The sequence below is a fragment of the Xanthobacter wiegelii genome, from assembly GCF_043193855.2.
In the GTDB taxonomy this organism is placed as follows: Bacteria; Pseudomonadota; Alphaproteobacteria; order Rhizobiales; family Xanthobacteraceae; genus Xanthobacter; species Xanthobacter flavus_A.
Genome location: NZ_CM195529.1, coordinates 4,024,495 through 4,043,822, shown reverse-complemented (window position 1 = coordinate 4,043,822; position 19,328 = coordinate 4,024,495). Strand labels below are relative to the sequence as shown.

21 protein-coding genes are annotated in these 19,328 nt (G+C 68.4%); 10 read left to right on the top strand and 11 right to left on the bottom strand.

The features are described 5' to 3' along the window. The first annotated feature begins 3 nt into the window (after positions 1-3). The 3 genes from V5F63_RS18885 (at position 4) to V5F63_RS18875 (ending at position 3,094) form a co-directional block, all read left to right on the top strand. Complete coding sequence (locus V5F63_RS18885) at positions 4-891, top strand: hypothetical protein (RefSeq protein WP_209484898.1); 888 nt, start codon at positions 4-6, stop codon at positions 889-891. Between the two features lie 2 nt (positions 892-893). Then, positions 894-1,517: a hypothetical protein gene (locus V5F63_RS18880; RefSeq protein ID WP_394100629.1), complete on the top strand. Its 624-nt coding sequence runs from the start codon at positions 894-896 to the stop codon at positions 1,515-1,517. Positions 1,518-1,612: 95 nt separating this feature from the next. After that, positions 1,613-3,094, top strand: coding sequence for an aldehyde dehydrogenase (locus tag V5F63_RS18875; protein WP_209484894.1), 1,482 nt, complete (start codon positions 1,613-1,615; stop codon positions 3,092-3,094). Positions 3,095-3,257: 163 nt separating this feature from the next. Here V5F63_RS18875 and tmpT read toward each other — a convergent pair whose 3' ends face one another. Next, positions 3,258-3,896 carry a thiopurine S-methyltransferase gene (tmpT, locus tag V5F63_RS18870; RefSeq protein WP_394100630.1) on the bottom strand — a complete coding sequence of 213 codons (639 nt, stop codon included), beginning with the start codon at positions 3,894-3,896 and terminating at the stop codon, positions 3,258-3,260. A 132-nt stretch (positions 3,897-4,028) separates the two neighbouring features. On the opposite strand from tmpT, the gene V5F63_RS18865 reads away from it, so the two are divergent. Together V5F63_RS18865 and V5F63_RS18860 are read left to right on the top strand one after the other, a co-directional pair. After that, positions 4,029-5,462 carry an aspartate aminotransferase family protein gene (locus tag V5F63_RS18865; RefSeq protein ID WP_394100631.1) on the top strand — a complete coding sequence of 478 codons (1,434 nt, stop codon included), beginning with the start codon at positions 4,029-4,031 and terminating at the stop codon, positions 5,460-5,462. A 178-nt stretch (positions 5,463-5,640) separates the two neighbouring features. Then, the gene (locus V5F63_RS18860; protein ID WP_209484888.1) at positions 5,641-6,042 is read left to right on the top strand and encodes a DUF1236 domain-containing protein; all 402 of its coding nucleotides are present in this window, start codon (positions 5,641-5,643) and stop codon (positions 6,040-6,042) included. 57 nt (positions 6,043-6,099) lie between these two features. Here the strand turns inward: V5F63_RS18860 and V5F63_RS18855 are convergent, their stop codons facing one another. The 3 genes from V5F63_RS18855 to V5F63_RS18845 form a co-directional block, all read right to left on the bottom strand. Continuing rightward, a complete protein-coding gene (locus V5F63_RS18855) occupies positions 6,100-6,711 on the bottom strand; it encodes a glutathione S-transferase N-terminal domain-containing protein (RefSeq protein ID WP_394100632.1) in 612 nt (203 codons plus the stop codon). Positions 6,712-6,778: 67 nt separating this feature from the next. Beyond that, complete coding sequence (locus V5F63_RS18850; protein WP_394100633.1) at positions 6,779-7,780, bottom strand: hypothetical protein; 1,002 nt, start codon at positions 7,778-7,780, stop codon at positions 6,779-6,781. Positions 7,781-7,903: 123 nt separating this feature from the next. Beyond that, positions 7,904-8,776 (bottom strand): 23S rRNA (adenine(2030)-N(6))-methyltransferase RlmJ, encoded by an 873-nt coding sequence (locus tag V5F63_RS18845; RefSeq protein ID WP_394027854.1) that lies wholly within the window; start codon positions 8,774-8,776, stop codon positions 7,904-7,906. A gap of 169 nt (positions 8,777-8,945) precedes the next feature. On the opposite strand from V5F63_RS18845, the gene V5F63_RS18840 reads away from it, so the two are divergent. Continuing rightward, positions 8,946-9,344 (top strand): hypothetical protein, encoded by a 399-nt coding sequence (locus V5F63_RS18840; protein ID WP_394100634.1) that lies wholly within the window; start codon positions 8,946-8,948, stop codon positions 9,342-9,344. Positions 9,345-9,368: 24 nt separating this feature from the next. On the opposite strand, the gene V5F63_RS18835 is transcribed toward V5F63_RS18840, so the two are convergent. Beyond that, positions 9,369-10,061, bottom strand: a complete 693-nt coding sequence (locus V5F63_RS18835; RefSeq protein ID WP_394100635.1) for a ribonuclease T2 family protein — start codon at positions 10,059-10,061, stop codon at positions 9,369-9,371. After that, complete coding sequence (locus tag V5F63_RS18830) at positions 10,058-10,537, bottom strand: hypothetical protein (RefSeq protein WP_209489900.1); 480 nt, start codon at positions 10,535-10,537, stop codon at positions 10,058-10,060. Before V5F63_RS18830 ends, V5F63_RS18835 begins: the two co-directional genes overlap by 4 nt. A gap of 327 nt (positions 10,538-10,864) precedes the next feature. Between V5F63_RS18830 and V5F63_RS18825 the strand changes: the two genes are divergently transcribed. Continuing rightward, complete coding sequence (locus tag V5F63_RS18825; protein WP_394100954.1) at positions 10,865-12,106, top strand: type III PLP-dependent enzyme domain-containing protein; 1,242 nt, start codon at positions 10,865-10,867, stop codon at positions 12,104-12,106. Between the two features lie 147 nt (positions 12,107-12,253). Here the strand turns inward: V5F63_RS18825 and msrP are convergent, their stop codons facing one another. The 5 genes from msrP to V5F63_RS18800 form a co-directional block, all read right to left on the bottom strand. Next, positions 12,254-13,231: a protein-methionine-sulfoxide reductase catalytic subunit MsrP gene (gene msrP, locus V5F63_RS18820; protein WP_394027857.1), complete on the bottom strand. Its 978-nt coding sequence runs from the start codon at positions 13,229-13,231 to the stop codon at positions 12,254-12,256. A gap of 88 nt (positions 13,232-13,319) precedes the next feature. Next, positions 13,320-13,832 carry a DUF992 domain-containing protein gene (locus V5F63_RS18815; protein WP_209484880.1) on the bottom strand — a complete coding sequence of 171 codons (513 nt, stop codon included), beginning with the start codon at positions 13,830-13,832 and terminating at the stop codon, positions 13,320-13,322. 115 nt (positions 13,833-13,947) lie between these two features. Beyond that, on the bottom strand, positions 13,948-14,478 hold the full coding sequence (locus tag V5F63_RS18810; RefSeq protein ID WP_394027858.1) for a DUF992 domain-containing protein: 531 nt from the start codon (positions 14,476-14,478) through the stop codon (positions 13,948-13,950). Between the two features lie 233 nt (positions 14,479-14,711). Further along, the gene (locus V5F63_RS18805) at positions 14,712-15,185 is read right to left on the bottom strand and encodes a DUF992 domain-containing protein (protein ID WP_209484878.1); all 474 of its coding nucleotides are present in this window, start codon (positions 15,183-15,185) and stop codon (positions 14,712-14,714) included. 216 nt (positions 15,186-15,401) lie between these two features. Further along, a complete protein-coding gene (locus V5F63_RS18800) occupies positions 15,402-16,604 on the bottom strand; it encodes a pyridoxal phosphate-dependent aminotransferase (RefSeq protein WP_209484877.1) in 1,203 nt (400 codons plus the stop codon). 226 nt (positions 16,605-16,830) lie between these two features. Here V5F63_RS18800 and V5F63_RS18795 point away from each other — a divergent pair, with 226 nt between their 5' ends. From V5F63_RS18795 to V5F63_RS18785, 3 genes are all read left to right on the top strand, one after another. Beyond that, positions 16,831-17,499, top strand: a complete 669-nt coding sequence (locus V5F63_RS18795) for a glutathione S-transferase family protein (protein WP_245327728.1) — start codon at positions 16,831-16,833, stop codon at positions 17,497-17,499. 199 nt (positions 17,500-17,698) lie between these two features. Next, entirely contained in the window at positions 17,699-18,094 is a 396-nt protein-coding gene (locus tag V5F63_RS18790) for a hypothetical protein (protein WP_394100636.1), read from the top strand. Positions 18,095-18,215: 121 nt separating this feature from the next. Then, positions 18,216-19,319: a PQQ-dependent sugar dehydrogenase gene (locus tag V5F63_RS18785; RefSeq protein WP_394100955.1), complete on the top strand. Its 1,104-nt coding sequence runs from the start codon at positions 18,216-18,218 to the stop codon at positions 19,317-19,319. Positions 19,320-19,328 lie beyond the last annotated feature (9 nt).

Below are 19,328 nucleotides of genomic sequence, written 5' to 3'. Positions count from 1 at the left end.
CCTATGCGTGTGGCGATCTGTTCCTGGCTGCCGGTGGCCACGCTTGCCGCCGGTCTTCTGCTCCCGGTCGATGGGGCAAGGGCCCAGTCCGCATGCCCCGTGGCATCGGGGCAACTGGTCCCGGGTCAGCTCTATCTCCGCTCGCCCGACGGAAGACGGTGGATCGACGCCACCGGCCCCGAGGTGAAGTCCGTGATGGCCACCTCGGACCGCGTGCGCGCCATCTATGCCTTGGAACCCGACCGCGGCGGCGTCGTCGCGATCAAGCTGCGCAACGAGGCGCCGCGCACCGAGCGGGACACCGCGGACGTGCAGGAAGTCCATATCGAGCGCCCGGCCCTCAACGAAAGCTGCTTTGCGGGCAGGAGAGGCCCCATGGATCGCCGGGTGGCGGCGCGGGAATATGACGACTACCACGCGGCGGGCCTCAAGGAATCCCAGCTGCTGCACGCCTTCCATTTCCGGTACCGCTCCACGGAGCGGCCGGATTGCCACCGGACCGACGACGCCAACATCGGCGGCCGCAGGCATTATTCGTTCACCCAGCCGGGCGAGTCCGGGGAGCCCACCTTTCGTGTCGCCGAGATTTCCGGCGATGCCATTCCCCTGATCCTCGTCCCGGTTCGCGATGCCATCGCCGTGATCACGGGCTTGAAGCCCGCGCAGGCCCAGGCCGGCGGCGCGCCGGGCATGCGCTATGTCTATCTGCGCACCATGCTGCGCCGCTACCAGCCGGTGCCGCAGGGGGCGCCGAACTGCGTCGCCTTCAGCTTCGATGCCGCGGCCAATGTGACGACCACCTACGTGACGGTCGCGGACCTGGACACCGGCCAGCAGTCCACGGTGCCGCAAAGGACCTGGACCCTGCGCTGGGCGCGTCCGGAGCGTTAGGCATGGCCGGCAAGCTGGTCGCCACCCTCAAGCGCAACATCCAGATCTTCTTCGACTCCTTCTACTCCACCCGGGTTCCGCCGCTGGGGCAGGACGCTCCGGGCGCGCAGAAGGACGCGGTCGCGCTCTCGCAGCTCCTTCTGGTGACGGTTCTGGTGCTCGTCTCGCGCAGCTTCCTCGCCGGTGGAGGCATCTCCCTGTCGGTGCCGGCGATGCTGGCCGGCGTCGCCCTCGTCGCCGTGATCCTCGTGTCCCTGCTCGCCTACATCTTCTACCCGAAGCCCGATCCGAAATCGCAGAGCCTGCGCGGGTCGGTCTTCGTGATGTGCTATCTGATCCTGACGATCATGCTGTTCATCCTCATCGATGGCATCGGCCTGTTCGTGCTGCGCCAAGCGCCCTCGACGCTGCTGGCCGACCTGATGTTCGCGGTGGGCCTTGATCCCCTCCGGGTCGGCGACTTCCTCACCGCACTGGTGTTCAGCCTTCTGGCCTGGGTCCTCCTGACCATCCGCAGCGTGCTGCAGTTTCCGCCCACCTCGTGGCTGGACGCCTTCTGGACACCGCAGTTCCCGACCTTCGTGCTCATGAATGCGGGGCTGTTCTACGTGGTCATCCTCGCCTGAGGGCGGCGGTCTGCGCCACCTTGACGGCGGCCGCCGCGCCGCGCGAGGGTGCGGCAGGTCCGGCAGCGGCCGGTCCGGCAGCGGAGGCGAGCATCATGGCGGCGGCGGAACGGACGGCGGCGGACATTCCCTCCTTCCGGACTGAGGCCTTCATCGACGGGGCCTTCCATCCGGCAGCCTCGGGCCGCACCTTCAGCGCCGTCAATCCCGCCACCGGCCATGCCATCGCCGAGGTGGCGGCCTGCGATGCCGAGGATGTGGACCGGGCGGTAAAGGCCGCGCGCCGCGCCTTCGAGGATCGCCGTTGGGCCGGGCAGCGGCCGCTGGAGCGCAAGCGCGCCCTGCTGCGCTTCGCCGACCTCATCCGCGCCCACCGCGACGAACTCGCGCTGACCGAGACGCTGAACATGGGCAAGCCCATCTCGGACGCCCGCGCCATCGACGTGCGCGCGGCGGCCGATTGCTTCGCCTATTACGGGGAGTGCTGCGACAAGGTTTATGGCGAGGTCGCGCCCACCACCGACGACAACCTCGCCCTCGTGCTGCGCGAGCCCCTCGGCGTGGTCGGCTGCGTCACGCCGTGGAACTTCCCGATGATCATGGCCGCCTGGAAGGTGGCGCCGGCGCTGGCCATGGGCAATTCCGTGGTGCTGAAGCCGGCGGAGGAAAGTCCGCTCACCGCGCTCCGCCTCGCCGAGCTGGCCGCCGAGGCCGGCATTCCGGACGGTGTGTTTAACGTGGTGCCGGGGCTCGGCGTCGAGGCCGGCAAGGCGCTGGGGCTCCATATGGATGTGGATGCCATCGCCTTCACCGGGTCCACCGAGGTCGGCCGCTATTTCCTGCGTTATTCCGCCGAGAGCAACATCAAGCGCGTCGCCCTTGAGCTGGGCGGCAAGACCGCCTTCGTGGTGGCTCACGACGTGGCCGACCTCGGCGCCGTGGCCGAGGCGGTGGCCGGTGGCATCTTCTTCAATCAGGGCGAGATGTGCACGGCCGCCTCCCGCCTCCTCGTGGACAACCGCATCCGCGCCGAACTGGTGGAGCGCGTCGCCGCGCTCGCCCCGCGCTGGATGCCGGGCGATCCGCTCGATCCCGATGCGCCGGCCGGCGCGGTGGTGAGCCGCGAACACCAGGGCCGCATCCTCTCCGCGATCCAGGCCGGCGGCGAGAGCGGAGCACGGTTGGTGACGGGGGGCACGGCCGTGCGCACGGAAACCGGCGGAGCCTTCGTGGCGCCGACCGTGTTCGACGACGTGGCCCCCTCTTCCGCGCTGGCGCAGAACGAGATCTTCGGCCCCGTGCTGTCGGTGATCGGCTTCGACGGGCTGGATGAGGCGGTGGAGATCGCCAACGGCACCGTCTACGGTCTCGGTGCCTCGGTGTGGAGCGCCGACCTTGCCGCCGCGCACAAGGTGGCGCGGCGCTTCAAGGCCGGCATCGTCTATGTGAACTGCTTCGACGCCGACGACATCACCACCCCCTTCGGCGGCGTCAAGCAATCCGGCTTCGGGCGCGACAAGTCCCTGCACGCGCTGGAGAAGTATTCCGACCTCAAGACGGTGTGGACGCGGCTTTAGGCCTGTCGCAGCCAGCTGTTCCACTTTCCCGTTGCCGTCATGCCCCGGCTTGTCCGGGGCATCCACCATTCGGCCCGTGCGATGATCCCGAAGCGCGGACAATCGGCGGGGTGGATCCCCCGGACAGGCCGGGGATGACGCATGGAGCTGAAGGGACGATCCCTCAGCGCCGCTCCAGCAGATGCACCTCTTCGGTCGCTTCCCACTGGCCCTTGAGGGCGTCGGGACGGGTGACGGCATCAAGCTGCGTCACCTGAAAGCCGGCATCATGCAGCGCATGGACCTCTGACGCTGGCACCGAGAAGGGCGGGCCGCCGACGAGGGACTGGTCGTAGACGATCGTTACCACCAGCTGCGGAACCGCACCGGTGATGGCCGTGACATGGGCAGCGTAGCGCGGCCGCATGTCGGGCGGCAGAGCGATCAGGGCGGCGCGGTCATAGACGGCATCCACCGGCCCGAGCGTCTCGGCTTCGAGGGCGAAGATGTCGCCCTGGAAGATGTCGAGGCCGGGCGCGCTGAACCGTAGCAATTCGCCGGCTTCGGTGATCTCAGGCGCCACCTCCAGCTCGGCGAACAATTCCTCCACCGCGATGCGGCTCAGTTCCGCGCCGGCCACGGCGAAGCCCTGGCCGAGCAGGTAGGCGATGTCCCGCGTCTTGCCGCACAGGGGCAGGAAAATGCGCGCGCCGGGCGCAAGGCCGAGGCGCGGCAGGTGCTTCACCAGATGGGCATTGGGCTTTCCCTCGTGAAAGCCGATCTGCTTCGTCTCCCACCGTGCCTGCCAGAACCCCGGTTCCATGCCCTCGCCTCCACACGCTCGATCCACCGGCCGCAGCTTTAGCAGATCGGGCGGGCGGCGACAGCGCGGGGGTGGCCCACGGCCCCGCTTTCGCGCTAGAACCGCAGAGGTTCAACACGGAGCATCGCCATCGTGACGTCCGCCCCCCTGTCCAACTCCACCGCCCACTGGCGCGCGCTGGATGCGGCGCACCACCTGCACCCGTTTTCCGACACGAAGGCGCTGAACGCCGAGGGGGTGCGGGTCATCACGCGGGCCGAGGGGGTCTTTGTCTTCGATAGCGACGGCAACAAGATCCTCGACGGCATGTCGGGCCTGTGGTGCTCGCAGGTGGGGCACGGGCGGCATTCGATCGTCGATGCCATCGCCCAGCAGCTTTACCAGCTCGATTATTACAACACCTTCTTCAAGACCACCCATCCCGGCGCGGCGGAGCTGGCGGCGGCCATCTCCGAGGTGGCGCCGGCCCACATGAACCATGTGTTCTTCACCTCCGGCGGCTCGGAGGCGGTGGATACGGTTCTGCGCATGGTGCGGCACTATTGGGCGGCGCTGGGCAAGCCCGAGAAGCACATCTTCATTTCCCGCCGTAACGGCTATCACGGCTCCACCATGGGCGGCGCCTCCCTCGGCGGCATGAAGCCCATGCACGCGCAGGGCGGGCTGCCCATTCCCGGCATCGTCCATGTGGCTCAGCCCTATTGGTGGGCCGAGGGCGGCGAGATGAGCCGCGAGGATTTCGGGCTTTTCGCCGCCCGCGAGGTGGCCCGCGCCATCGACGAGGCGGGGCCGGAGAATGTGGCCGCCTTCATCGGCGAGCCGATCCAGGGCGCCGGCGGCGTCATCATTCCGCCGGCCAATTACTGGCCCGAGGTGGAGAAGATCTGCCGCGAGCGCGACGTGCTCCTGATCTGTGACGAGGTGATCTGCGGCTTCGGGCGCACGGGGCGCTGGTTCGGCGCCGAATACATGGGCGTGAAGCCGGACCTCATCACGTTCGCGAAGGGCGTGACCTCTGGATACTTCCCGCTGGGCGGGGTGATCGTCGGCGATCATTTCGCCGAAGGCTTCATCGAGCATGGCGGCGACTTCAACCACGGCTACACCTATTCCGGCCATCCCGGCGGCTGCGCGGCGGCGCTGGCCAACCTCAAGATCATGCACGAGGAAATGCTGGTGGACCGGGTGCGGACCGATATCGGCCCTTACCTGCAGGAACGCTGGCTGAAGCTCGCCGAGCATCCGCTGGTTGGCGAGGCACGCATGGTGGGCCTTATTGGCGCCATCGAGCTGACGCCGCAGAAAGCCACCCGCGCTGCCTTCGCATCGGAAGAGGGCACGGTGGGCCTCATCTGCCGCGATTTCTCCTTCAAGGAGGGGCTGGTGATGCGCGCGGTGCGCGACGGCATGATCCTCGCTCCGCCCTTCACCCTGTCGCACGAGGAGGCGGACGAACTGGTCGCCACCGCCTGGCGGGTGCTGGACCTCACCCATGCGGAGCTGATCAAGCGGGGGATGATGGTTCCCGTTCCGCGCGTGCCTGCGAAGGCTGTGGCGAGCACCTGAGCGCGCCGCGCACGGCAAAGCCGAAGTCAAAGATGGCGGCGGTGGGGCGAAGGCCAAGGTTTTCGCCCCCGGATTCCTCAAGTCAGTCCCAGGTATCTGCAGCTCTTGGATGCTGCCGGGAACGTTTTTGCCTCGACCACTGTTTCTGATGCGATCTGAATGCAGCAGGAGAGGTAAGATGCGAAAGACGTTGCTGATGAGTACCGTGATCGCCGCCCTTGCGGCTCCCGTGATCGCTCCCGCCGCGGCCTTCGCGCAGGCCTCCACCGCTACGGGCGCGGTGGGCGGCGCGGCTGTCGGCGCCGTGGTCGGAGGCCCCGTGGGCGCGGTGGTTGGTGGCGTGGTGGGGGCGGGTGTCGGCGCTGCCGGCGAGCCGTCCCAGGAAGTGCGCACCTATGTGATGAAGGAGCGCCGCCCGTCCGTGCGTATGGAGCAGGAGGTGGTGGTCGGCCGCCAGCTCCCGCCGAATGTGACGCTCTACGACATTCCGCAGAACAACGAGTATGAATACACGGTGGTGAACGACCGCCGCGTCATCGTCGAGCCGAAGACCCGCAAGGTGGTCTATATCGTCGAGTGACGACCCGACAGGTACCGCGTCGAAGGCGCCGCCCCCACGGGTGGCGCCTTTCGCGTGTCAGGCGACCGGCGTCGACTCCGCGAATGCCGGATGCGCGGCGCTGAAGGCGTCGAACCACGTGACGAGCTTGGGATGCTCGGCCCGCCAGTCTCCGCCGAAGCGGAAGTCGAACCAGCCGAGGGCGCAGGCCAGCGCAATATCGCCCGCGTTGGGTGCGCCGGAATAGGGCTCGACTTCCGCTTCCAGAGCATCGATCGCACGATTGCGCTTGCCCGCCTGATGCTCCAGCCAGCGCTCTTCGTGCTTCTCCTGCGGCCGGAAGCGCGCCTCGTAAAGGATCAGGATGCCCGCATCCATCATCCCGTCCACGAGGGCTTCCCGGCGCAGAACCTTGATGCGCGCAGCCGGCTCGGTGGGCAGGATGCGTCCGTCTCCCGCCAGATGGTCGAGATAAGCGAGGATCACCGACGAATCGAACAGCACTTGCCCATCGTCCGTCAGCAGCGCGGGGATCTTGCCCAGCGGATTCTGCTGGCGCAGCGTGTCGTTGGGGTCGAGCGTGTCGGCAGGCTCCAGCTCGAGCGGAATACCGAGAATGGCCGCGGCGACGCGTACCTTGCGCACGAAGGGAGAGGTGGGGGAGTGGCGGAGCAGCATGGGCAGGGGCATCCGGTGGGAATGCTCCTAGCTAAAGCGATTACGGCGAAAGGGGAATCGGGAAAATTGGGCTGGTGCCTCAAGGGGCGGGCGTGACGGTGATTCTGGCCGTCTGGGTGCGCGTCATGCGCTTGCCGACAAGACCAAAGTCGATGACCTGCTCGAAGAGCGCATGGCGCGCCATGCCGCCCTCCACTTCGATCTCTTGGTTCATGTGAATGTCCGCCTTCATCTGGCTTAACACCTGTTTCACCGTCCGCTCATTGAGACCAGATTGCGGCTGGCCAGCCGCAATTTGGCGCGCCACGGCCAGCATGACTTCGCGCGTGGAGGCCGGATCAGGCGTGGTGGTGGCAAGAAGGGTGAATCGCTCGGGCCGCGCATTGGGGGCGAGCCGCTTCACCGTCGTGCTGCGGATGGTGCCGCCCAACGGACTTGGGAGCGTGTCTTCGATGCGCGACTCGGCGCCCCGTTCCAAGGCCGTGTTTTGCGCTGCTGCCAGCCTCGGCAGCGGATCGAGCCAGGCGGCGGCTGCGGCCGCGCCCTTGGGATCCAGAAAGTTCGAGAGCATCAGCCGCATGAGCGACACGATCTGCGGCTTGTCGGCAACGGGCGCCATCAGTCGGTTACTGGCAGAGGCGGCGGCAGCACGCACCGCGGCCTCGTTCACCACCTGCAGCGGCACTCCCGCGGCATCGGTAATTGCTTCCACCTTGAGGTCGCGGAATGCGGCGAGGGCGTTCGCGGTGAGTTGTAGCGCCGAATTTACGCCCTCCACGGCTGCCTCGCGCAGCACCAGTGTCACGCGATATCCCGTGCCCTCGCGGGCCGTGAAGGCGAGATCACGGCGCAGGATGAGCCGACCCCCGCTCTGGCTGGCGAGGCTCGCATCAGAGTAGGTGTGCTCGCTGACGATCAGCCAGCGACTGCCCACCGCCGGCGCGAACGGCTGGGCCCATTGAGCCGCGGCGGGGGTCGTCGTCTGGGGTGCCGGCTTCGGTGCGGGCTTCTGCGCCCCCTGCGGGGTCGGCTCGGCGATGGCGGAGCCAACGAGAAGCATGGTCGCAACAACGAGAAGCATGGTCGCAACGAGGCCAATGGCCCCCGCGCGCAAATGCTTCCCAGGGGGCTGCCCCTGCACTTTTCCCCCGAGTGCTCCTTGCCTCGCAGATGTCCCCGTCATGCCCTGACCCCCGTGCCGGGCTCAACCCCCGGCGGTAAGCCAGGATACACGCACGCGGCCGGCCCCGTCCCGCGCCAGCAGCGGGGCGAGGGCGTTGAGCACCGTTTTCATCTCATCCGCCAGCGTGAAGGGCGGATTGACGATGATGAGGCCGGAGCCGGAGAGCGTGTCCAGCGCGCGCACCTGCGCGAAGTCCAGTTCCACCCGGAGCGTCTTCGGCAGCTTCAGGTGGGCCACGTCGCGGCGGAAGGCGTCCACCGCGCGCAGGTCCTTGATGGGATACCAGAGCATGAAGATGCCGGTGGCGAACCGCCGGTGCGCCGCCTCCAGCCCCGCCACCATGCGCTGGAACTCGCCCGGTTCCTCGAACGGCGGGTCCACCAGCACCACGCCGCGCCGCTCGCGCGGGGGGAGATGCGCGGCAAGCGCCTGCCAGCCGTCCTGGGCGAGGATCTTCACCCGGCCCTCGGCGCCAGGCGCCTCGGCCACACGCTTTTCCAGCTTCGCCCGCTCTTCCTTGTGCAGTTCGCAGAACAGGAACTTGTCCTGCGGCCGCGCGAGCGCGAGCGCGAGCGCCGGCGAGCCGGGATAGAGCTTGCGGCCGCCTTCGCGCAGCGATCGCACGCAATCGAGATAGGGCGCGAGCAACGCCGCGGCGGGGGCGGGAAGGGTGCCTGAATCCTGCGCGGCGAGCACCGCCTCGATGCCCGCATCCGCCTCGCCGGTCTTGCGCGCATTGATGCCGTCGAGATCGTAGAGGCCCGCGCCCGCATGGGTGTCCAGCACGCGGTAGGGCGAGTCCTTCTTGCCGAGATAGGCGAGCACGCGGGCGAGCGCCGCATGCTTCATGACATCGGCGGGATTTCCGGCGTGGAAGGCGTGGCGATAATTCATCTCGGCTCGGCGATGGCGCGGAAGGGAGGATGTGGATGGCGCGGGCAGCTGTGACGTGACGGTATTGTGGCCCTGGTGCCGCCGTGCGACCGTCCCGGCGTGACGCATGGATGCCGGCGCGTCAAGCGGCAGTGTTCCGCGCGCGGCCCCGCGTCCGCAGGAGGGAAACATGAAGCCTCTCGTTCTCGCGCTGTCCCTTGTTGCCACCCTCGCCGCCGCGGCCCCCGCCGCGGCGCAGCAGACCCCTTCCCTCGTCGGTACCTGGAAGGGGCCGAGCGACGGCGTGGGCATGGAAATGGGCTATGTGAACTCGGATTACGGCCTCGTCATCGAGGAGCAGCGCGGCCGCTCCTTCAAGGGCAAGGTGATCTATCCGGTGCCCGGCGGCACCAAGTCCGAACCCATCCACGGCACCATCACGCCTGATCTCAAGACCGTCTACGTGGTGGGCGACGACGGCTTCCACATCGGCACGCTGCAGCCCGACGGAAAGTTCGACCTCTGCTATCTGGAGGTGGACGACGACGACGCGCTGGCCCTGTGCGCCCGCCTCGCCAAGCAGCCGTAACCAAACCCGATCGGCCGGCGGGCCTCAGCGCCCGCCGCGCACGGGTGGCATCACCATGCGCGAGAGCCGGCAGGTGCGGCGGTCCACCTCGGGGCAGGGCTGGAAGGCGAGATCTCGGCTCAGGCACACCCGCACTTCCCTGAGCCGCCGCCGGTCGCAATCCACCGAGATCATGCCGGCCTCCAGGCCGGGATTGGCCGCGCGGAAGGCATCTTCCACCTCCTGCGGCGCGACCATCTTGTAATCATCCAGCCGGCTGAATTCGGCGGGGATGACCACCTTGGCCTTCGCCGCACGCACCTGATCGAAATAGGCCTGGGGCGACAGGCCCGAGCAGGTGCCGTGCTTCTTCCACTGGTAGATGACGAGCCGCCGGCTCGGCATCACGTCCAGCATGGAATTGACCAGCGGGTTGGGCACATAGGGCGGCGGGTTCTGGCAATAGTCCGGGAAGCCGCGCTCATATTGCGGCCATAGGCCATGCACCACGAAGGCATAGGGGCGCGTGAGCGAGCATTGCGGCTCGCTGTCGGCGCGCTTGCCCTGGTCCTCGCAATAGGTGGGAGACCAGGACAGGGACAGGACGTAGAAATCGAACTGGCCGGGCTGGCCCTCCGCCCGCGCCGGGCTATGGGCCGCCAGCGCAACGAGCAGCGCGAAGCCGACGGCGCACTGGCCGGCGAAAGCCCGCAGAATCTCCCCGAAAGGCCGCGTCACGGACCCGCCATCTTGCAGGACGGGGCGTAGGCATAATTGCGGTCGAGCCCGACCACGCACCAGTCCACGCCCCAGGTGGCGCCGATGAATCCGCCATCCTCGATGATGGAATAATATATGGTGCGCTTCTTGAGATCGTTGGTGAAGACCGTGCCGCGGCAGAACCGGCGCGGCTGGTATTCCTGCCCCCACGGGCGGAAGGCGATCTCGTGCACCTTCTCGAAATCGGTGATCGAGAGGCTGGAGGCCCAGAAGCGGCGCTCGGTCTCGGCGAAGCGGGTGGCGATCAGGTCGAGTGCCTCCTGGCTGTCGCAGGCCGGCACGACGCCGGAATAGTTCGGGCCCGAGAGCCAGAAGTTCAGCTCCAGCAGGTTCGCCGCCTTGGCCGGGGCGAGCGAGGCGGGGGCAATCGCGAGCGCGGCCACGGCCGCCGCGGCGGCGATGCGGCCGACGGCGCCGCCCAAGGCCGCGCGCATGCGCTTCATAGTGCCGGCAGCCTTTTCGCCAACGGCTTTCGCGCCCAGCGCCCGCTCACCCATGGTCGTCTCCACTTCGGCCTCTTGCCCTTCCGGGCGTACCTCGGCGGGACGATGCGGCCGGCTTTGGCCGCGGTCAAGGACGCGGCGGCAACACCTTAAGAGAAAATGAACGAGCGGTTCGATCGCGGGTGTCGTGCTCTCGCCGGAAAAGACGGGCAAGCTCGCATCGTCCGACTCGCGGGAGGAGCCCCAATGCCGCAAACGACGCCCCACCTCGTGGCCGCCGACCGGACCGCAGGCCAGTCCTCCAGCCAAACCCAGGCCCTGCCGCGATTCGCCACCGGGCGGGAGGCGGCGCTGGAGATGCGGCCGGACCAGCCGGTCTATTGCTTCCGGCCGGATGTGCTGGCGGCCGATGCCGCGTCCTTCCTCTCAGCCTTTCCGGGCAAGACGGCCTATGCCGTGAAGACCAACGGCGAACCCATGGTGCTCGATGTGCTGGCGCGCTCGGGCATCAACGCCTTCGACGTGGCGTCGCCCGCCGAGTTCGCCGCCGCCCGCGCCGCCGCGCCGGGGGCTGAACTCTTCTACATGCATCCGGTGAAGGCGCAGTCGGACATCCGCCTCGCCCTGGAGCACTACCGCATCCGCGCCACCGCCCTCGACCATGAGGACGAGGTGGCGAAGATCCTGCGCATCGTCCGGGCGCTCGATCTCGACCCGGAAGACCTCACCTTGTTCGTGCGCATCGCCTCCAAGGGGGAGGCGGCCTATGAGCTGTCGCGCAAGTTCGGCGCGGCGCCGGGCCATGCGGCCGAGCTGCTCCAGCGCATCCATGGCCTCGGCATCCGCTGCGGCCTGTGCTTCCACGTGGGCAGCCAGGTGGAGGATGTGGACACCTACGCCCGCGCCGTCGCCACCGCGGCCGAAGTGCGCGATGCGGCGAAGGTGCCCATCTCGGTACTCGACGTGGGCGGCGGGTTCCCGGCGACCTATGCGGTGGACCCGCGCCGGCCGGTCCCGCCCATGCCGCCGCTGAGCGAGATCGTCGGCGGGCTGATGGGGGCGGTGGAGCGGCATGGCTTTGCCGGCGTCCCGCTGGTGGCGGAGCCGGGGCGGGTCATCGTCGCCCGCGCCTTCTCGGTCATCGTGCGGGTGCTGCTGAAGAAGGGCCAGCGGCTCTACATCAATGACGGCGTGTGGTCGTCTTTGTCGGATTCGTGGACCGGCAAGATCCTGCTTCCGGTGCGTCACATTCCCGATCCCGCCCGCCGCCGCCGGCCGGGGCGGCCAGACGTGACCGCCCCGTTCCGCATCTACGGCGCCACCTGCGACAGCGTGGACGTCCTCACCCGCCCCTTCTATCTGCCGGAGAGCGTGGACACCGGCGACTGGATCGAGATCGGCCACATCGGGGCCTATTCCCTCTCTTTGCGCACCCGGTTCAACGGCTTCTACCCCGACACCTTCGTGGAGGTGACGACGCCGTTCGACGCCGGCGAAGCGCCGGACGGCTTCGCCGAGCCGGAACGGCGGGGCGGGGTGGAGGGGCAGGAAGAGCGGTGACGTCAATCTGAGCCGTCATGCCCCGGCTTGTCCGGGGCATCCACCGTGCCGACAGCGTGATCTCTGAATCATCATCGGCACTGGCCGCCAAGTGGATCCCCCGGACAAGCCGGGGGATGACGGCCGCATGGGATGGCGATGCTTGCCCTAGAACCAGATCTTCTGGGTCTCCCGGCCCTTGTAGAGGTCGGCGACATACTCGCCGTAGCCGTTGAAGAGTTCCGTGGGGATGCGCTGGCCGGTGGCGATGTCCTCTTCGGTCGCCTGGCTCCAGCGCGGGTGCGGCACCTTGGGGTTCACGTTCGCCCAGAAGCCGTATTCGGAGCCCTGCAACTGCTCCCAGAAGCTCACCGGCTGCTTGTCGGTGAAGGTGAAGCGCACGATGCCCTTGATGGACTTGAAGCCGTATTTCCACGGCAGCACCAGCCTGAGCGGCGCGCCGAACTGGTTGGGGGCGGGCTTGCCGTAGACGCCGGTGACGAGGAAGGCGAGTTCGTTGGTCGCCTCCTCCAGCGTCAGGCCTTCCACATAGGGCCACGTATAGCGGAAATCCCGCTGGTTGGGCGCGACCTTCGGATCGAGGAAGGTCTCCATCTTGATGTATTTCGCGCCCGAGGTGGGGGCGGCCAGCGCCACCAGGTCTTTCATGGGAAAGCCGGTCCACGGCACCGCCATGGACCACGCCTCCACACAGCGGTGGCGATAGAGGCGCTCCTCGAACGTCACCTTCTTGAACAGGTCGTCGATGCCCATCTCCTGGGGCTTCTCCACCAGCCCATCGATCTTCACGAGCCACGGCCGGCGCTGGAAGCGCGTCATGGAGGGGCCGACCACCTTGCCGTAGCTGAACTCGTAATAATTGTTCACGAGGCTCGACTTGGCCTCCGGCGTCACGGGCCGCTCAAGGGTATAGCGAGGATTGCGCGCCGCGGGGTATAGGCTGGCCGACGGGTCCGGAACATCACCGACGCGCTGGGCTGCGGCGGGGCTGGCGATTGTCCCCACGCCGAGGCCGGCGAGGAGCATGGCTCCCGCGCCCATGGCTTGCCGGCGATTGAGATAGACGTCCTCCGGCGTTGCCGCCGATTCGGGAAGTTCCCAGCCGCGCCTTGATCTGATGAGCATTCAATGTCCTCCGTCGCGGCGCCAAGATCGGGGGCGCGCGATGACGGAGCAAGTCACACAGGCGTGTCTCACACGGGCGTGTAGGCGCTCACTGCGGGGCGGCGGCGGAGGGTTCGAGCGTCAGCGTCGCGCCGGCGATGGAGACGCTGAGCCCGCTGTCCGACGAGACGCTGAGCGGTTGGAGCGTCACCTGCTTGGTGGCGTCGTCGGAGGCGAGCATGTTGGCGGAAAAGCCCGGACCGACGGAAAAGCCGGTCGAGATGCCGATATATTTCCCCGCCAGCGCGCCGGGCGCCACCGCCGGCGAGGTCGCGATCACCGCCCACAGCATGCTGGCCTGATCGGAGACGCCGAAATCGAGGCCGACGCGCTCCATGGTGCCGCTGTAATAGTGGTTGACCCCCAGGGAGGGCCGGTACTCGCATTTCACCGTGCGGGTCGAGCCGAAGCCGTAGCCGGTGGCGAAGGCGCCGCGGCACTCCAGCAGGCCCGCCGCGACCTGGGGCATCGCCGGCCCGGCGGCGAACGCCGGGAGCAGGGCCAGGGTGGCTCCGAGGCCGGCGCACGTGATCGCCATGGAACGGGACAGGAAGTTGGACACGCCGCACCCTCCGCACAGGGATGGCGCCTCGGCGGGAACACGCCCGTTCCGGCCGAGGCGAAGCTCACTCTGGCACGACAGCTGCGGCCCTTTTGTGATGGGCCGCGAAAAGCCGTCAGTTCGGCAGGAGAACGAGGGTGAGGTCGGCGACGCCGGCGGCCACATCGGCGCCCACCATGCCTTCCACCGAGACGGTCTGCAGGGCGATCTGATTGCTCGAGCCACCCAGCAGCACGTTGGCACCCGCACCGATGGTCCAGGCCGCGTCGGCGGAGACGCCGATATAGCTGCCGGCGATATCGCTCGGGGTGGGCGTGGCGGTGGGGGCGAACACCGCCCAGGCGAGCGTGTCGGCGGCGAGCACGCCGAGATCGATGCCGAATCGGGCGATGGTGCCCTTGTAGCGCGACAGCACCACATAAGGCTGGACGGAGGTGTTGCGGAATTCGCAGGCTGCCTCGCGCATGGAGCCGATGACGAAGCCGATGGACGGCGCCACCTTGCAGACCAGCATGCCGGACTGGACCAGCGGTCCGGTGGGCGGCGGCGGCAGGGGCACGGGCGCGAGAGTCTGGGCGCCTGCCGGCATCGCGGCGGCGAAGAGGGTCGAGGCAGCAAGAAGGCCGGCGGCGATGGTGGCGCGCATGAATGATCCCCCGGAGAGCGACCCTGAAGAGGTACGTTGCCCGGGAGTCCCGCGCAATCTCCACCGCTGACGGCTTGGCGCGAGCGGAATCATCTGGCTGGGCGGGGGACAGGAGAGGCCTGAAAATGCTCGCGCCCCCGGTTGGGCCGGGGGCGCGGGGCAGTCTTGCGCGTGGGGCAGATGCGGCTGCGGCAGGCGGCAGTTCAGCCGTCACGCCGCAGAGCGGGGCCGAATCAGCGCAGGGTGAGGTCCGAAACGCCGAGGGCGAGGTTGAGGCCGGTCTGGCCCTCGAGCGACAGCGGCTGCAGCGCGAAGGTGTTCTGCGAGCCGCCCACGAGGACGTTGGCGCCGAGGCCCACGCCGATGGAGGCCGAGCCGGCCGCACCCACGTAGGTGCCACGGAGGGCGCCAGCCGGAACCTTGGCGGACGGAGCGAACACACCCCACACCAGGGTGCCGCGGCCGTTCACGCCGATGTCGAGGCCGAAGCGGCGCACGGTGCCCTGATAGGTGCCACGCTTGGCGCCGCTGACAGCCGGGCGGAACGCGCAGGTCATCTCGCGCACCGAGCCGATCACGAACGCCACGTTGGGCGCCATGTTGCAGGTCAGCGTGCCCACCTGGACGCGGGACTGGGCCGAAGCGGGAAGCGCACCGGCGACGAGGACGGCAGCGGCGGCGAGGCCGGCCTTGAGGACAGTCTTCATGATGTCGTTCCTCCTATGGGAAGCGGGCGGGTCGAATCCGGCGCCCGACGACCGCGCAGCCTTAGCCCAGACTTCACCGCTGCGCCAACGCTCCAGTTCGCGCCGGGTTCCGTTTTCGCGTTTCTGTGGCAAATCCCACCCTGCCGGAACGTCACTTTGCAAGGAGGTGACTTTGCAGGGAGGCGGGCGCGCGACGATGGCCGCGCGCCGTCGGGCTCAGGTGAGGGAGCCGCAGAAGCGCTGGATGCGCCGGCAGGCCTCTTCGAGGTCCGAGGTAGCCGTGGCGTAGGAGATGCGGAAGGCCGGGCCGAGGCCGAAGGCCGAGCCATGCACCACCGCCACGCCCTCGGCATTCAGGAGTTCGGTGGCGAACACCTCGTCATTGGTGATGGTCACGCCGCCCGGCGTCGTCTTGCCGATGGTGCCGGCGCAGGACGGGAAGACGTAGAAGGCGCCTTCCGGCTTCGGGCAGGTCAGGCCCTTGGCCTGGTTGAGCATGGAGACCACGAGATCGCGGCGCTCCTTGAACACCTTGTTATTCGCCGCGATGAAGTCCTGCGGCCCGTCCAGCGCCTCGAGCGCGGCCCACTGGGCGATGGAGGAGGGGTTGGAGGTGGACTGGGACTGCAGCGTCCCCATCGCCTTGATCAGCGCCTCCGGGCCGGCGGCATAGCCGATGCGCCAGCCGGTCATGCAATAGGCCTTGGACACGCCGTTCATGGTCAGCGTGCGATCGTACAGGGCGGGCTCGACCTGCGCCGGAGTGACGAACTTGAAGTCGTCATAGACGAGGTGCTCGTACATGTCGTCGGTGAGGATCCACACATGGGGATGCTTCACCAGCACGTCGGTGAGCGCCTTCAGCTCGTCGAAGCTGTAGGCCGCGCCGGAGGGGTTCGAGGGCGAGTTGAAGATCAGCCACTTGGTCTTCGGCGTGATGGCGGCTTCCAGCACCTCGGGACGCAGCTTGAAATTGTCTTCCAGCGTGGTCATCGCCGGCACCGGGGTGCCGCCGCAGAAATTCACGATGTCCGGATAGCTGACCCAGTAGGGCGCCGGAATGATCACCTCGTCGCCCGCATCCACGGTGGCGAGAAGCGCGTTGAACAGCACCTGCTTGCCGCCGGTGCCCACCGACACCTGCGAGGGCTTGTAGTCGAGCCCGTTCTCGCGCTTGAACTTGCGGCAGATGGCGGCCTTCAGCTCGGGAATGCCGTCCACGGCGGTGTACTTGGTCTCGCCGCGACGGATGGCCGCGATGGCGGCTTCCTTGATGTTGTCGGGCGTGTCGAAGTCCGGCTCGCCGGCCGAGAGCGCGATGATGTCCCGCCCCGACGCCTTCAGCTCCCGCGCCTTGTTGGAGATGGCGATGGTGGGGGAGGGATTGATGCGCTTGAGGGCGGACGAAAGGAGGCTCATGGCCTTGGGGCTCCGGGACGCGCGATCGTGGGCGGAGCGGATGCCGCGGCACGGGCGCAACGATGACAGGTCGAGGGCCGGCCGGATGCCGGCGGCGGGACACTAGTTCAGAGCCTTGCCGCGAACAAGCAAGGATCGTGAATGTCGCGCCACGCCGGATTGATGGATCGGCGCGCGGTGCGGCCCGGTGCAATCGGGGCTTGCGGCCGCCCCGGCCTGCCGCCACATGCTCGGCGGGGCTGGGAGGACGATCGAGGTGCTGACGCTCTATTCCACGCAGTCGTCGGGCAATTCCTACAAGGTGCGCCTGATGCTGGCGAAGCTCGGCCGGCCGTTCCGCCTCGTGGAGGTGGACATCTTCGCCGGCGAGCACCGCACGCCCGAATTCCTCGCCATGAACCTGGAGGGGCGGGTGCCGCTCCTCGATGTGGACGGGCGCTTCCTCGCCGAGTCGAACGCTATCCTGTTCCATCTCGCCGAGGGCACGCCGCTTCTGCCCGCCGACGCCTTCGCCCGCGCCGAGGTGCTGCGCTGGATGTTCTTCGAGCAGAACAGCCACGAGCCCGGCATCGCCACCGCCCGCTTCTGGCTGCGGCAGGTGCGCGGCGGGCGCGAATTGCGCGCCCATGACGTGGATCGCTGGATGGAAGAGGGCTACGCGGCGCTCAAGGTGATGGAGCGCCACCTCGCCGCGCGCCACTATTTCGTCGGCGATGCGCTCACCATCGCCGACATTGCCTTGTTCGCCCACACCCATGTGGCGGAGGAGGGGGACTTCTCCCTCGCAGCGTTCCCGGCCGTGCGCGGCTGGCTGGCGCGCGTCGCGGCGGAGCCGGGCCATGTGGACATCGAGTGGCGGCCCGAGATCCGGGGGGCCGAGCCGGTCCTCGCCTGAGCGGCGCGATGGCGCGGCAGAACAGCGGGGATGGCTCGCGCGTCCGTGAGCGTTCGACATCATCTTGCCATCATCCGTGATGGCTAAGCCGCCGTGGCGCCACGATTCTTTTCCACCCTGCCTTGTGTCGGCGGAACTGATTCGCCCCTTTTTACGTTGCCAGAGTGCGCGCGGAACAGGGGATGAGGAGGCTGCCCCAATGAGCGAGACCATCATGTCCGGACGTTGTGACGTCGGCGGTTACATGGAAGCAGGGCACTTTTCCCTCACCCGCCGGGCCGTGCGCCAGTCGCCGGCGGATCCCGAGCTGCTGGCCCGTGCCGTGCGCGCCCACAAGGAGGGTGACGCTCTTGCGCAGGCGGTGCTCACCTTCGCCCTCATGGTGGCAATCGGTGCGGTGGCGCTGGTTCTCGGCGGCCATGCGGCGATGGCAAGCGACCTGATCGCGGGAAGCGTCAAGGATTCGTCCGGCTTCCTGCTGTCCCTCGGCGCGGTAGGTGGCACGGTTTTCCTGTCCGCGCTTGCCGCCCGGCGCGTTGCCACCTCCCGTCTCGCAACCGCCCGCGTCGAAGCCCGGACGCGTGCGCGGCGTTGATCCGGCGGCGCGGCACACGCCCACGCCGCTGAATTCCGTGCTGCCGGACGCCCAGCTCGCCGCCGGTCCGCGAACGAAACGGCGGCGCGGTGCGGCACGTCATGCCGCACTTGGCGCCCTCATCCTTCTCATTCTGGTCGCGGCGGCGACCTACGCCTTCGCGCAGCCGGTGGGTGCCCGTTTGGGCGGCGAGCAGGTGCGCGTGGTGCCCTTTGCCAGCGGCCTCGATACCCCCTGGAGCATCGCTTTCCTGCCCGATGGCCGCCTCCTCGTCACCGAGCGCGACGGGCGGCTGCGTCCTGTCGATGCGACGGGCAAGGTGGGCGCGCCCATCTCCGGCGTGCCGCAGGTCGCGGCGCGGGGGCAGGGCGGCTTGCTGGACGTGGCGGTGGACCCGAGGTTCGCACAGAACCGCCTGATCTATCTGAGCTATGCCGAGCCGCGCCCGGAAGGTGCCGCGACCGCCGTCGCCCGCGGCAAGCTTTCCGACGACCTTACGCGCCTCACCGATGTGGACGTGATCTTCCGCCAGCAGCCTGCGGTGTCCGGCGGCAACCATTTCGGCTCGCGCCTCGTGTTCGCGCCGGATGGCATGCTGTTTGTCACCCTCGGCGATCGGTTCAATTACATGGACAAGGCGCAGGACCTCACCACCACCCTGGGCAAGGTCGTCCGCATCCTGCCGGACGGCGCCATTCCTCCCGACAATCCCTTCGTGGAAAAGGACGGCGCGCGCGCCGAGGTCTGGAGCTACGGCCATCGCAACGTGCAGGCCGCCGTCATAGAGCCGGGCACCGACCGGCTGTGGACCGTCGAGCACGGCCCGCGCGGCGGCGACGAGGTGAACCGGCCGGAGGCGGGCAAGAACTACGGCTGGCCGGTGATCGGCTATGGCCGGCACTATTCCGGCGCCAAGATCGGCGTCGGCACGGCGAAGGAGGGCATGGAGCAGCCCCTGTTCTACTGGGACCCGTCCATCGCCCCCTCCGGTGCCGCCTTCTATTCCGGCGATGCGCTGCCGGGCTGGCGCGGCCAGCTCTTTGTCGGCGCACTCGCGGGTCAGGCGCTGGTGATGGTGAAGGTGCGGGACGGCGCCGTCATCGGCGAGGAGCGCCTGCCCATGGGCAAGCGCATCCGCGACGTGCGCATGGGGCCGGACGGCGCGCTCTGGCTCGTGGCCGAGAGCACGGGCGAGATTCTCCGCGTAGTGCCGGCCGGGCGCTGAGCGGATTTC